Source organism: Prevotella sp. P5-50, from assembly GCF_002251295.1.
Lineage (GTDB): Bacteria > Bacteroidota > Bacteroidia > Bacteroidales > Bacteroidaceae > Prevotella.
Genome location: NZ_NPJA01000051.1, coordinates 31886 through 44814, shown reverse-complemented (window position 1 = coordinate 44814; position 12929 = coordinate 31886). Strand labels below are relative to the sequence as shown.

Here is a 12929-nt window from a genome sequence, read left to right as displayed (position 1 = left end):
AGTATGAAAACAATCATATCAGGAGGAACCATTGTTAATGAAGGACGCGTATTTGATGCTGATATCATCATCAGCGACGGGCGCATCCTTGAAGTGACAGACCATCATCCCGAAGCATCGTATGACGAGTGTATCGATGCTTCGGGATGCTACGTATTACCAGGTGTCATTGACGACCATGTGCATTTTCGTGAACCCGGACTGACCGACAAGGCAGATATCGACAGTGAGAGCCGTGCCGCTGCAGCCGGAGGTGTTACTTCGTTTTTCGACATGCCTAACACCGTTCCGCAGACCACCACACCAGAGGCTCTTGCCGATAAGTTTGCACGCGCCAGTAAAGAAAGCCATGTCAATTACAGCTTCTTCTATGGTGCTACCAACGACAATGTAGATACTTTCAGTTCGCTCGATATCCACCGCATACCGGGTATCAAACTCTTCATGGGTTCTTCTACCGGTAATATGTTGGTAGATAAGCGGGCGGCCTTGGAGCGCATTTTTGCAGAGTCACCGTTGCCGTTGATGGCACATTGTGAAGATACGCAAATCATTGGCCGTAACATGGCGGAGGCACAGCGCCTTTATGGGCCTGACCCCAAAGTGACGCATCATCCAGAGATACGCAGTGAAGAAGCGTGCTACGAGAGTACCCGTCTCGCTGTAGAACTGGCTCGCAAGTATGATACTCATTTCCATGTGGCACACCTTACTACAGCCAAGGAACTGACTCTTATCGATCCTGTGGCTTATCCACATATCACCGCAGAGGCTACTGTGGCACATCTTTACTTCTGTGACCGCGACTACAATGCCCTTGGTACCCGTATTAAGTGCAACCCAGCCATCAAAACCGTTGGCGATCGACATGCCTTACAACAGGCATTGACCGATGGTCGCATCAGTGTTATAGGTACAGACCATGCGCCCCATCTGTTGAGTCAGAAAGAAGGCGGATGCAAACGGGCTGCCAGTGGAATGCCGATGATACAGTTCTCATTGGTCACCATGCTCGAACTTGTCAATCAAGGCATACTCACCATCGACCGACTGGTGGAGTTGATGTGTCATCAGCCTGCGCGCCTTTTCAGCGTTCGTCAACGTGGATTCCTGCGTCCGGGCTATCATGCCGATATGGTATTGGTACGTCCCGATCATGCCTGGACGGTGACTCGCGACTGCATACAGAGCAAGTGTGGATGGAGTCCCATGGAAGGACACACCTATCTCTGGCAGGTGGAACGCACCCTGTGCAATGGTCATACGGTGTATGCCAACGGTAAGGTTGATACAGATTATATAGGAGAAGAGATTGCATTCCGATGAAGCTGACCTACGAGATAAGTGAGTTGGTGCCATACATCAATTGGATTTATTTCTATTATGCATGGCAGTTGCGCGATGCTGAGGCTCAACAGCGGCAACGCAAGGATGCCGAAGCCGTGTTGGCAGAACTCAACGGAAAGTATCAGGTCTATGCGCTCTTTGAACTGTTGGAAGCCAATGCCGATGGCGATGACATCATGGCAGGAGGTCATCGTATCCCATTATTGCGACAGCAGTCGGGCGATTGTCTGTGTCTTTCCGATTTTATCCGTCCGTCTTCGTCTGGGGTGAAAGACCGTATTGGTGTCTTTGCCACCAGTGTTGACCATGGTTTAGAGCGTGATTTCGATACCGATCCTTATATGAAAATGATGGTGCAGTTGTTGGCTGACCGATTGGCTGAGGCTGCTGCCGAGAAGATGCACGAGTCGGTAAGACGCACCTATTGGGGCTATGCTCCCGACGAACAATTGTCGATAGACGAACTTCATGCCGAGCGTTTTGTAGGTATTCGTCCGGCTATCGGCTATCCGTCATTGCCTGACACGAGTGTCAATTTCGTGTTGGACGAAATGATAGACCTCAAGCAGATAGGCATCCGACTGACAGAGAGTGGGGCGATGAAGCCCCATGCCAGTGTAAGCGGACTGATGATTTCCCTGCCCCAAGCACATTATTTCTCTATAGGACGTATAGGCCATGACCAGTTGACTGACTATGCCAAAAGGCGTGGGCTTCCTGTCGAGGTAGTAAGAAAATTCTTGAGTTCTAATCTATGATGGTTCAATACGTTAATGGGATATTCCTGCTGATAGGTTTCGTCATTGCACCTTTGCTGTGTTATGGCGTCTGCCGCTGGCTGTTGCCACGACGCTGGCGATGCAAGATAGGCGTCGTCGGTGCGGCAGTGATCATCCTCTTGACTGCTTATGGCTGGACATTTGGTTCGCAACAATTGACAGTACGTCCTGTGACGATAGTCTGTTCCGACCTTCCCCAGGCCTTTGACGGCTATCGCATCGTGCAGTTTTCCGATGCCCATGTCGGAACGATGACGGGTTGGCGCAAAGCCATGCTTCAACGAGCGGTGGACAGTATCATGAATCAACGAGCCGACATGATCGTGTTTACGGGTGATTTGCAAAATATCGAATCACACGAACTCCCCGAACATCTTGCCCAGCTCTCGCGACTGAAGGCTCCCGATGGTGTCTATTCGGTTTTGGGCAATCACGACTATGCTGTTTATCAAAAGGCAGATTCGGCAACAAAAGCCGCCAACTGCCGGTTGACCTGCGAATACGAGCGCCGTGCCGGATGGCAACTGTTGCTGAACGAACACCGCACGATACGTCGTGGCAGCGATTCGCTTATCGTTGCAGGAATGGAAAATTGGGGTGTTGCCAAGCGCATGCCCCATCGTGGCGATGTAGGCAAGACACTCGCTGGACTGCAGCGCAGTGCATTTGTTGTTATGCTCGAGCACGACCCGTCGGCTTGGCGCGCGCGCATACTGCCCGAATCATGGGCACAACTGACCCTTAGCGGACACACCCATGGCGGTCAACTCCGACTGTTCGGGTGGTCACCTGTATCCTTCACATACGATGAGTGGGGAGGTCTTTACCATGAAGGCCGTCGCCACTTGTTTGTATCCACAGGACTTGGCGGACTCATTCCTTTCCGCCTTGGCATATCAGGCGAAATAGTAGTAATCACATTAAAGAAAACACTATAAATGATGAAATACCTTTATCGTATATACCAAATCCTGGTAGCACTTCCCGTTACTGTGCTGATGACTATATGGACAGCATTCCTTGTTGGCGTAGGTTGCACATTAGGCAATGGTCACTATTGGGGCTATTACCCCGGTCGCTGGTGGGCAAAAGTCATTGCCCGCATATTCCTGTTGCCCGTCACTATAGAGGGACGTGAGCACTTGGAACCCAACCAGTCGTATGTTTTTGTTGCCAACCATCAGGGTGCTTTCGACATTTTCCTCATCTATGGCTTCCTCGGTCGTAATTTCAAATGGATGATGAAATATCAGTTGGGCCGCATTCCTTTTGTGGGCTATGCCTGCAGAAAGTCTCACCAAATCTTTGTAGATAAGCGCGGTCCGAGTCATGTGAAAGCCACCTACGACAAAGCACGCGAAACCTTGCAGCATGGCAATTGTAGTGTTGTGGTATTCCCTGAAGGTGCGCGTAGCTTCACCGGACACATGGGTAAGTTTAAGAAAGGTGCATTTGCATTGGCTGATGAACTCCAGTTGCCAGTAGTTCCGCTGACTATCAATGGTTCTTTCAATGTCATGCCTCGCATGAAAGATTGTCATTTTGCTACATGGCATCCGCTCAAACTCACTATCCATCAGCCCATTTATCCTATTGGACAGGGTTCTCAGAATATTCAAGCCACGATGCACCAGGCCTATGATTCGGTGATGTCGTCATTGACTCCAGAATATCAGGGCTATGTGGAAAATCCCGACCAATAGTCTTGAAGCGACTCTTTGACATCAAATCAGTAACGCGCAGGCGGAGACCCATAAAATTCGATTTTTAAAAAATATTCGATCACTCGACTACCAAATGGTAAGCGTATGCGCGATGCTCATATATAGCCATCAAGAATTAAGAATATTGCTCAGAAATAAACTGAGCAATTTTCTTTTGATAACGTTTGACAAGGGTATTGCCCAATGTTAGCCACGGGTATTGCCCAACATTTGACAAAAGTATGATCCAACGTCTGACACAAGTATAAGTGATATTTGCCAATAGGTTGCAGAACATGTGTAACAAGCAGAGACAAAGGCTGTTGGTGCGCTTTAGATGGTGTGTGGGTGAGCAAATCAAATTGATTTGCTGAGGAAAACAAATTGATTTGCTGAGGAAAACAAATTGATTTGCTGAGGAAAACAAATTGATTTGCTGCCCCAAACAATATTGATAGGGTAGTTATGGGGTATGTATAGATTTGCTTTCGCTATCGTTTTTTGCTAATTTTGCAGTCATAATTAACTCATATCATTTAAACACACGAAGATTATGTGAAAACTTAATTTTTTGGTAGTCTATAAGTATAAGTCAATCCCACCTTTCGGTATGATGGCCGATGGGTGGGATTGCTTTGCTGTTATCAAACAGATGTGATGGGAATGTGGTAATCCGTATTGGGTTCGATGTCGAAGCATCGGTTGCCAAGGTATAGTCGCCCGCGTCCTTCATCACTTCTGATGCAGACATAATGGCGTTCCATCCGGATATGAATAACGCCATTTGGCGTGGGCACGCGACCCTCCATCCATTCCAAATCAGCCAAGTTGGGGCGTGCTTCCCATGTCGCATAACCCGGTTGGGTGGGCTGTATGCCGAGAAAATAACGCCCTAACAGATAGACCGGCGACGCTCCCCAAGCATGACACAGACTCTTACCGTAAGGGCGACCATACATTGCCAGATGTTCTGTGCCTTGTTCAGAAGGAATGTATTTTTCCCAAAACGAAGTGGCACCTTCTCGAAGCATACCACCCCAGTAGTTGCGTATCTCTTGTAAAACCTGTGTTTGCCTGCCCATCATGCACAGTGCCTCCAGTTCGTAAAAGCGCATATAGGGTGTGGTGATAGGATCTATTTTATTGTTTTCCATCACGCTGTCCACGATATTGCGCTTCGTAGCATCATCTACAATATCGTAGAGAATGGCAAACATATTGGGAAACTTCGTAATCTGATGGTTTATCTCGCCTTCTTCAATGGCATGTTCCCAAGCCTGCCGATCATCGTTCCATAAGAGTTTTCGCGTCTTGCCGATTACATTTTCAGCCAGTTGCTGATAGGGGTCTGTCTGATGGAGTAGAGTAGCACAGGTGTGCATGGTCATCAGAGCCTTGTAGAACAATATCTGTTCGAAAGCCAATACCCCTCGTTTGTGCATGGGGAAATCCACCCAATCTACAAAAATCCAGTCGTCAGCCTTGCCTTCCACCAGTCCATCGCTATTGGTACGCTCTAAAACATAGTCCATGAGTGTGCACATCTTCGGATACATCTCGCTGATGAAAGTGAGGTCGCCCGTATATTGGTAATAGTCGAGAATGGACTTAAACCAATAGAAGGTGTAGTCCATAATGGTATTGATGTGTGCAGTGACAGGGTCTTTGCCCCGTAACTGACGGATGGTGCGCTTCACACATTCGGTGTCGAAACGCAGATAATAGTTCATCAGATAAGACTGTATGGCATCGCCCGACCATGTCCATCGGTCGCGTTTGATACCATCCAAGAAAAATTCTCGTGTGGTGAGATCCATCGTGTAAGCGCCCACTTCCCATATCTTGTTGAGCAGTTTGTCGGAACAAGCGAATGTACCGCTGTGGCTTTCGTCATACGGCGCATATTCATAGTCCATCGATAAACTGTCGTAATGGCTATTGTCTGCAGTTTCCACATAGACATAGCGGAAAGCCTTGCTACCCAGTTCTTGATGGGGCGATACAATGTCGAGCGTTTCGCAGTGGTCTTTGTCGAGTGCTTCCTCACGACTCTCACCATAGTATAGATGTGCCACACCAACCAGTCCAGACAGACGGACGTAGCCGAAAGTTTCCCGTCCGAAGTCGTAGAGCATGCCTTCGCCAATACTTTCTTGTGCTACAGGTTCTTGTCGTAGTGTAGGCAGACGGTAGGCAGACGGTGGAGTGTCCATGCGGTCAAAGTTCCATTGCGCAGCCGGAACATAGATTCCAGAACCGTGAGCTACTCCGTTTTCATCAATCCATATCTTATCTTCATAGGTAGCCAACCATGATGAATTGCTGTGTATGGTCATACCTTTGATGAAGAGTGCGGGTGGGGTAGATTGATTCCACACCTTGAAATTCAGTCGGTGGGCTCCTGCCGGAATCAGAAATTCATCAGGCATGCCAAACTGCAATTTGCCATCGAGCATGAAGTTGAACAGTCCTTCGGCCTTGATGTGGATGGTTTCTGCCTCCGCCAACTCTACAGTAGTGGAAAACTCTACCGTGGGCCAATGGGAATCCTGCTTCCAGAACGGAGGAAACATAGCCCCCCGTTCTGTTCGCCGGTTATTGAATTGATTGCCGAGCCACACTTCAAAATCACCAGGATACCATATCCATGTAGCGTGCGGCATAGGATTAGATGTCATCGCCATAGCGTTCGTGTGTGATTTGTTCAAGTGATTTTCCTCTTGTCTCAGGTGCACCGATAGTACCTATGAGCAGTGAGATGACAAGTAGGGCAACCATGCAGTAGGCAGCTACGGTAAAGCCTTCGCCATGTTCACCATATATATATACGAAGCACAGGCCCCATACTGCCGACAGGCTACGAACGATGAAGAACATCACTCCTTGTGCTGCGGCACGGTATTTGGCAGGGAACAATTCTGATGCCCACAACGCATAGAAAGCCTGTGCAGAGAAACCAGCCTGTATGCCCCACAATACGGTGTAGATAATCAATCCCCAGATGCTTGTCACCCCTACGGTAATAACCATTCCCCATGCAGCAATAGCAAATATGCCGCCCATGAAGAACAGCCAGCGCTGATTGACACGATCTACAAGCATGGAGAAGATGAAAGTGGTGATGATAATCAACGTCCATTGGCCTACGGTCAATAGGTTGGCATCGGCATTAGACAAGCCACCGGCTGTCTCGAAAATATGGGGTTGGAAGAATCCCATCACCGATGCCACAAGATTCCAAGTGAGATACATGCCAGCAAGGAATGCGATGGTCACTATGTTGACACGGTTGGTCAACAAACTGGCAAATGAGAATGCCGAACCCACTGAAGGTTTCTCTTGTTCGCGTTCCTGTGCGGCTTTCCATTCTGCCGACTCGTCGAGTTGGCGCTGTAAAAGCCATGCTACCAGTGCAACGAGAAACAAGGAGGCGAATACGATACGTGAGCTATACACGTTGAGCTCGGCTCCGCTACCCGTTACACCAAACATGGCAGCCAGTTCTTCTACCAAATAAAAGCAGATTCCTTCTGTTCCTGCACCTGCTGTGGGTGGCGCCAAAAGGGTTCCAAACAGCAGGATAAAAGTAGGACCTACACCCCATGCCATCTGTGAAATGCCGATGTTGCGACCTCTGTTGCCTATCTCGCTACTCTCTGAGATATAGGTCCATGAGGCTGGCACTCCCACACCTACGCTGACACCCGTGATGAGAAATCCTGTCAGCAGCATGGGAAAATTGGTGGACAGGAGAATGAGCAGCACACCGGTCATATATACCAGCATATTGTAGGTGTATATCACTTTTCTGCCATATTTATCGGCAAGTACACCGCCGATAATGGCACCAATGGCTGCTCCCAGACAGTTGGCACTGATGGCATTGAGCCATCCGAGATGACCTTCGGTCAGTTGCAAATAGTCTTTCCAGAGTGTCAGTCCTGCGGCTCCAGCCACAATGGCTCCCGCATCGAGATAGTTGGTCAGTGATACAGCGATAGTACTCTTTAAACTGTTTTTCTTGTTCATTGTTTCGAAGTGTTATAAGTGTTTGTTATTGGATTTACTATTAGTTTTTGGCACGTCCAGCAGACTGTTTGATGGATTCGCTTACTGATGGACCATTGTTCTCCCATGTGTTGCCCGGTCCACAGGCATTCTTCAGATATTTTTCTTCTGGTGTCCAGTTGTTGCGCAGGGTGATATGGCTTGATCCTTCATCGGTATAGAGATAGAACCAGTGGGCAGGGTCGTGTACGTAGGAAGGGCGTGCAATGTCGCGCACTACATTCTCTTCAATGATAGTGCCTGGTTGGTTGCCCAGGGTATAGATGCCAGCACAGTCGTACATGTGTTGGGCATAATTATAGATGAGATTGCCTTTCACTCGGTTGTTGCCCATGCAGGTGCGGTTGCGATTCCATCCCCATCCCAGCGAGATACCGGTGTATGAGATGTCGTGGATGGTGTTGTGTTCGATATTCATTCCGTTGACATATCCGGCGGCAATAGCCACACAGCCCCAGTCTTCATTGGTCACATCATAGAATTCTGACTGCGCTACTGTTTGCATGCTACATACTTCTCGTTGGTCCATTGGCTTGTAGGGCCGGTGGGTCTCCAGTCCTTCAGGTGAGAACGAACCGCAGACCAAACCGTTCATGGCAATATCGGTAAATACACATTGACTGACACGACCGCCCTGACAGCCGATTTGATAGTCGAGACCAGAACCTCCCAGATGCTCAAAGCGGCAGTCGCTAAAACTAATATCATCGCCGTGATAGATTTCTACAGCAGCGGCTGCACGTCCCAACCATCCTTGGTTGTCGAGCTTGTGGTTGTTGGGACGGTCAATCTGTGGTCGCAGTTTGTAGGCTTCAGTCAGATACATTCCTGCCTGCAAGGGCACATGACCTTGTGTTGACGGACGCAACCATGTGGTATGTGAGAAGTTGATACCCTGGATTGTGATGTTTTCCACTGGATGTTCGGCAGTGCCAACCACACGAAACAATGTTTCCAAAAGGGGAATGGTGGCTTTCAATGACGAGGCTGTCTCGCCCTGTCGGGGCATGTAGTAGAGTTTGTGGGTCTGTATGTCGTGATACCATTCACCGGGCTGGTCAATGAGTTCTTTGGCATTGGTCAGATAGAAAGGCGATGGATGTTTGGTGTCGGGTGTCATGGGCGAAGGCCAGGGGTGCTCAAACTGCAAGCGTGCTTCGGGTTGGTGAAAGGTGATTGCTGCTGAATCGCCCTCATAGCGTATGGATTTGATGCGGAGATTTGAGGTGCACCACATTTCATGAAGCACCATTTCTGCATGTGACGCCTTGGCTATGCGTTGTGCTGCCTGTCGCGGAATCCACAACTCTTGACGTTTCTTGTCGTAGGTCATGATGCGGTTCATCTGCTCAAAGTCTGCCACATCGCGTGCACGAACAGCTTTCTTGCCGTTGGTCCACAACTGTCGGAAATCGATGGGGCGACCGTTCACTTCGGGAACATCTGCCACAAGTAGTTTCCCCTCCCGTTTCCATACGGACAGGTTGAGACCTCCACTGATGGTAGTTCCTTTTCCAGTGATGGTCAGATGGCTGTCTTCTGGTCGCAGGGTGATGGGTTGGTCAATATAATAGGTGGCACTATCAGCCAACTGCAGTGTGACATTGGAGGCTTGTCCCAACCGATGCATCTCTCTGGCTTGTCTGATGGCATCTGTCAACGACTCGTTTTGGCCTACTGCGATATGGGCTGTTTGTTGGCGGTTGACAGGTGCTGTACGGTCCAGCGGCAACCAGATACTCATATCGGTTTTGCCTCTGTTGTCCCATGCATAATATGGAATCAGACGGATCTTGGCAGTCTTTGTGGCTGGTTGTGTGATTTCTCGGTAAAGGGTATTGTTGTTCCATGCTTCGCCTTGGCGCAACAAAGCCTCTCCTTCCAAGGCTGTCACTTCATGACCGTCGATGGTCATCTTGACGGGAGTCAGTAGGATGTCAGCGGGAATGATGATGTCGTTGATGTGATGTCCACCCTCAATATCGTTGCTTTCCAAACAATATACCAATGGACCATACATGATGGCTACTTGGTTTTTATTTTCTTCAACCAACGGATTGCTTTCCATCAAGCGTGGGCGCAATGGAATATTGATGCTGACAGTCTGTGATTTCTTTTGGTCTATAGCTACTGCCGTGTAGCTGTTGGCTGTAGCCTGTTGACCGTTTATCGTGGCAGACTTTGCCCATGACGGCATGCGTACCATCAATGTGTGGATGCCTTTAGCCTGATGGATATGGAGGTCTATCTGTCCGTCGTAGGGATAAGCCGTATGCTGTTCGATGTCGATACGGTCGGTTTTCAGACGATTTTCGCCAAAGAGATTGACATAAAGTGTATCGCCTTTTACAGCATAAGCATATTCCTGAGCTTCGCATAGTGTGCGCAGGGTGTTGGGCGGACAACAGAAACATGATATGTATTCCTGTCGCTCTTTGGGCCAGCGCATGGTGTAGGGGAATGAGGCGGTGCGACGCAGTGCCTCGGTATAGAAGAAACGCTTGCCGTCGAGCGATATGCCACTGAGAATACCATTGTAGAGCTCGTTCTCCACATTATCTATATATTTGGCATCGGCAGTGTTTTCAAACATACGCCAAGAGAAAAGCAGTTGCCCAATCTGGGCACATATTTCGTTGTGGGCAGCCTCATTGGGCAGCTGAAACTGACGACCATAAGCCTGGTGTATCTGTTGGATGCTGGGCTGATCGTAGGTTGTGCCATCGGGCGATACTCCATCGTAGAGCGCTCCGCATCCTCCCATGATATAGATTTTATGCTGGATAATGTCATCCCAGATCGCTGTCAGGTTCTTCATCAACTGTGCCTCTCCGGTCTCGGCATAGAGGTCTGCCACACCTGCATAGAGATAATTGGCACGTACGGCATGTCCCATGGCTTCATATTGTTGACGGAAAGGTATGCGATCTTGGTTGTGGTCTTCTCCGTTTTTTACCGAATCGCGTATGGCAATAAGCCCTTTGGCGAGATGCAGATACTTTGGATTGCCAGTGGCACGATACATTTCGGCGGCACCCATATAGTGTGACGGACAGATGGCGTTGCGCGATAGTTCGGCGGCATCGTTGGTAAGAAAGTCGTAAAGGAAGTCGGCTGCTTTCTGTGCGCAGTTGAAAAGTGTCTTCTTTCCCGTTGCTCTCCAGTGTATGATACCTGCTGTCATCAGATGTCCCAGGTTGTAGGTTTCGAAATTCAGCCTTGAGGCAAAGGCCTTTTTATGGTCGTTGCCTATTTCAATGCCGATATTGGTATGGTCGCCAGCATGTGAGTCGATGCCGGCATTACGTTCTGAGATAACTACTGGTGTGTGGATGTAGCCATCGTTGCGCTGTGCCAAAGCTACCTGTTGGATAAACTGATCCATCAGTTCGTCGAGCTTTTTATCCTTGGTCACAGCATAGACAGCAGCGCAAGCTTCCAGCCATTTATACATGTCGCCATCGTGGAATGGCGGTCCATGGTGTACTCCTTTGACGGTTCCTGCTGCCACTTCAAAATTTCGAAAGCCGTGAGAAAGATCGGGGTTGTTCCAAGTGTTCCACATGTTCCAAATACCGGTTGATGCAAAAACATTGAAACGGTCTCCCCAAAAACCTCCTGTCCATCGGGTAGCACCAATAGGCAAATTATGGGCATGGGTTTGCTGGCTGTTGCGTGTGTCGGTCAGTCCTTGTGCCTGTATGGCCATGGTGCATCCTGTCAAGAGGAATGCACAAAGCGTTTTCTTCATATACTTGTTTTTTTGTCAGTCTTAATATCTATTTTATATTTAAGACGGACAAAGGCTTGTTTTGTCGTCAGACAAACATCAAAGAACTCATCACTAAGTCGCTTACGAACAGTCCGCGACGGGTAAGATGCAGGTGATGGCCGGTAAGCTCCAGTAGGCCATCGCTTAAAAACGGTTGTGCTTCTTGGAGACAATATTGACGATGTTGCGGTGTGAGGATGTTAAGATCGAGTCCTTCGCAGGTGCGAAGGGCCACGGTGATGCGGTCGTTGTAACGGGTATCTCCGTCGATGGACTCACTCTCAACAGGCAAATTCCCATTCTCTATACTATCGATGTATTGTCGGATATCTGCCACATTCCATAGACGTTCATAAAGATTGAAGGAGTGGGCGGCGGCTCCTAATCCAATGTATGGCTTTTCTTGCCAGTAACTGCTGTTGTGGCGCGACCGACGTGTGGGTTTTGCAAAATTGCTAATCTCGTAGTGCTCAAAACCTGTTGCGGTCAGACGGTCTATAAGACGCTCGTACATCTGTCTCGACAGTTCCTCATCAATTTCTTCCACTTCACCGCGTTGCATCATGCGATAGAGTGGGGTACCTTCCTCATAGGTCAGGGCATAGGCCGATAAGTGTTCCACATTGAGTGCAATGGCTTGGTTGATGTCATCGTCCCATTCTGGTAAAGTCTGCTTGGGGAAACCGTATATCAAGTCGATACTGATATTGTCAATACCCGCTTGCCGTAGTAGTTTGACCGCTGTACTTACTTGACTGGCTTTATGGCGACGGTGAAGAAACTGCAATCTATGGTCGTCGAAGGTCTGTACACCCATACTCACCCGATTGACAGGAAGTGACTTCAGTGCTTCTGCCAATTGTGCTGTCACATCATCAGGATTACATTCGATGGTCACTTCCTCTAACTGGAGGCGATACACCTTTTTTATATATGAGAACAACTGACGTAGTTGTTGGATGCTGAGTTGGCTCGGTGTGCCTCCACCCAAATAGATGGTAGTGATGGTTTCTTCGGTAGGACGAAGTGACATCTCTTTGCATAGCGCATCAACATAGCGCTGCTGCAGGTCAAGACCAACAGTAGAATAGAAACCGCAATAGATACAACGGCTCGCACAAAACGGAATATGCAGATATAAACCAGCCATAATGGGTGCAAAAGTACTAATAAAGTTTAATATTTAAAAGCAAACGCTTGTTTTTCGCAGATAATTTCATAACTTTAGCCTCCGATAACTTAAAACGTAAAAACCTAATA

At 48.5% G+C, this 12929-nt stretch carries 8 protein-coding genes; 4 read left to right on the top strand and 4 right to left on the bottom strand.

Annotation, left to right across the window (positions count from 1 at the left end):
• The first annotated feature begins 3 nt into the window (after positions 1-3).
• The 4 genes from CIK88_RS10685 to CIK88_RS10670 are packed head-to-tail and all read left to right on the top strand — an operon-like array spanning position 4 to position 3829.
• On the top strand, positions 4-1326 hold the full coding sequence (locus CIK88_RS10685; RefSeq protein ID WP_094436383.1) for a dihydroorotase: 1323 nt from the start codon (positions 4-6) through the stop codon (positions 1324-1326).
• The gene (locus tag CIK88_RS10680; RefSeq protein WP_094436381.1) at positions 1323-2105 is read left to right on the top strand and encodes a vitamin B12 dependent-methionine synthase activation domain-containing protein; all 783 of its coding nucleotides are present in this window, start codon (positions 1323-1325) and stop codon (positions 2103-2105) included. The genes CIK88_RS10685 and CIK88_RS10680 overlap by 4 nt, the downstream gene beginning before the upstream one ends.
• A complete protein-coding gene (locus CIK88_RS10675) occupies positions 2102-3064 on the top strand; it encodes a metallophosphoesterase (protein WP_094436379.1) in 963 nt (320 codons plus the stop codon). The genes CIK88_RS10680 and CIK88_RS10675 overlap by 4 nt, the downstream gene beginning before the upstream one ends.
• Positions 3065-3067: 3 nt before the next feature.
• Positions 3068-3829, top strand: coding sequence for a 1-acyl-sn-glycerol-3-phosphate acyltransferase (locus CIK88_RS10670; RefSeq protein ID WP_094436558.1), 762 nt, complete (start codon positions 3068-3070; stop codon positions 3827-3829).
• A 644-nt stretch (positions 3830-4473) separates the two neighbouring features.
• On the opposite strand, the gene CIK88_RS10665 is transcribed toward CIK88_RS10670, so the two are convergent.
• The 4 genes from CIK88_RS10665 to hemW all read right to left on the bottom strand — a co-directional run bounded on the left by CIK88_RS10665 (position 4474) and on the right by hemW (position 12819).
• Entirely contained in the window at positions 4474-6513 is a 2040-nt protein-coding gene (locus CIK88_RS10665; RefSeq protein ID WP_094436377.1) for an amylo-alpha-1,6-glucosidase, read from the bottom strand.
• A complete protein-coding gene (locus CIK88_RS10660) occupies positions 6497-7858 on the bottom strand; it encodes an MFS transporter (protein WP_094436375.1) in 1362 nt (453 codons plus the stop codon). The genes CIK88_RS10665 and CIK88_RS10660 overlap by 17 nt, the downstream gene beginning before the upstream one ends.
• Before the next feature lie 40 nt (positions 7859-7898).
• Positions 7899-11648, bottom strand: coding sequence for a beta-L-arabinofuranosidase domain-containing protein (locus tag CIK88_RS12825; protein ID WP_371591566.1), 3750 nt, complete (start codon positions 11646-11648; stop codon positions 7899-7901).
• Between the two features lie 67 nt (positions 11649-11715).
• On the bottom strand, positions 11716-12819 hold the full coding sequence (hemW, locus tag CIK88_RS10650; protein ID WP_094436373.1) for a radical SAM family heme chaperone HemW: 1104 nt from the start codon (positions 12817-12819) through the stop codon (positions 11716-11718).
• Positions 12820-12929: the final 110 nt, after the last annotated feature.

Excerpts from the sequence above, each read along its gene's own strand:
- CIK88_RS10685 (WP_094436383.1), top strand. The coding sequence starts at position 4 with ATGAAAACAATCATATCAGGAGGAACCATTGTTAATGAAGGACGCGTA.
- CIK88_RS10680 (WP_094436381.1), top strand. The coding sequence starts at position 1,323 with ATGAAGCTGACCTACGAGATAAGTGAGTTGGTGCCATACATCAATTGG.
- CIK88_RS10675 (WP_094436379.1), top strand. The coding sequence starts at position 2,102 with ATGATGGTTCAATACGTTAATGGGATATTCCTGCTGATAGGTTTCGTC.
- CIK88_RS10670 (WP_094436558.1), top strand. The coding sequence starts at position 3,068 with ATGAAATACCTTTATCGTATATACCAAATCCTGGTAGCACTTCCCGTT.
- CIK88_RS10665 (WP_094436377.1), bottom strand. The coding sequence starts at position 6,513 with ATGGCGATGACATCTAATCCTATGCCGCACGCTACATGGATATGGTAT.
- CIK88_RS10660 (WP_094436375.1), bottom strand. The coding sequence starts at position 7,858 with ATGAACAAGAAAAACAGTTTAAAGAGTACTATCGCTGTATCACTGACC.
- CIK88_RS12825 (WP_371591566.1), bottom strand. The coding sequence starts at position 11,648 with ATGAAGAAAACGCTTTGTGCATTCCTCTTGACAGGATGCACCATGGCC.
- hemW (WP_094436373.1), bottom strand. The coding sequence starts at position 12,819 with ATGGCTGGTTTATATCTGCATATTCCGTTTTGTGCGAGCCGTTGTATC.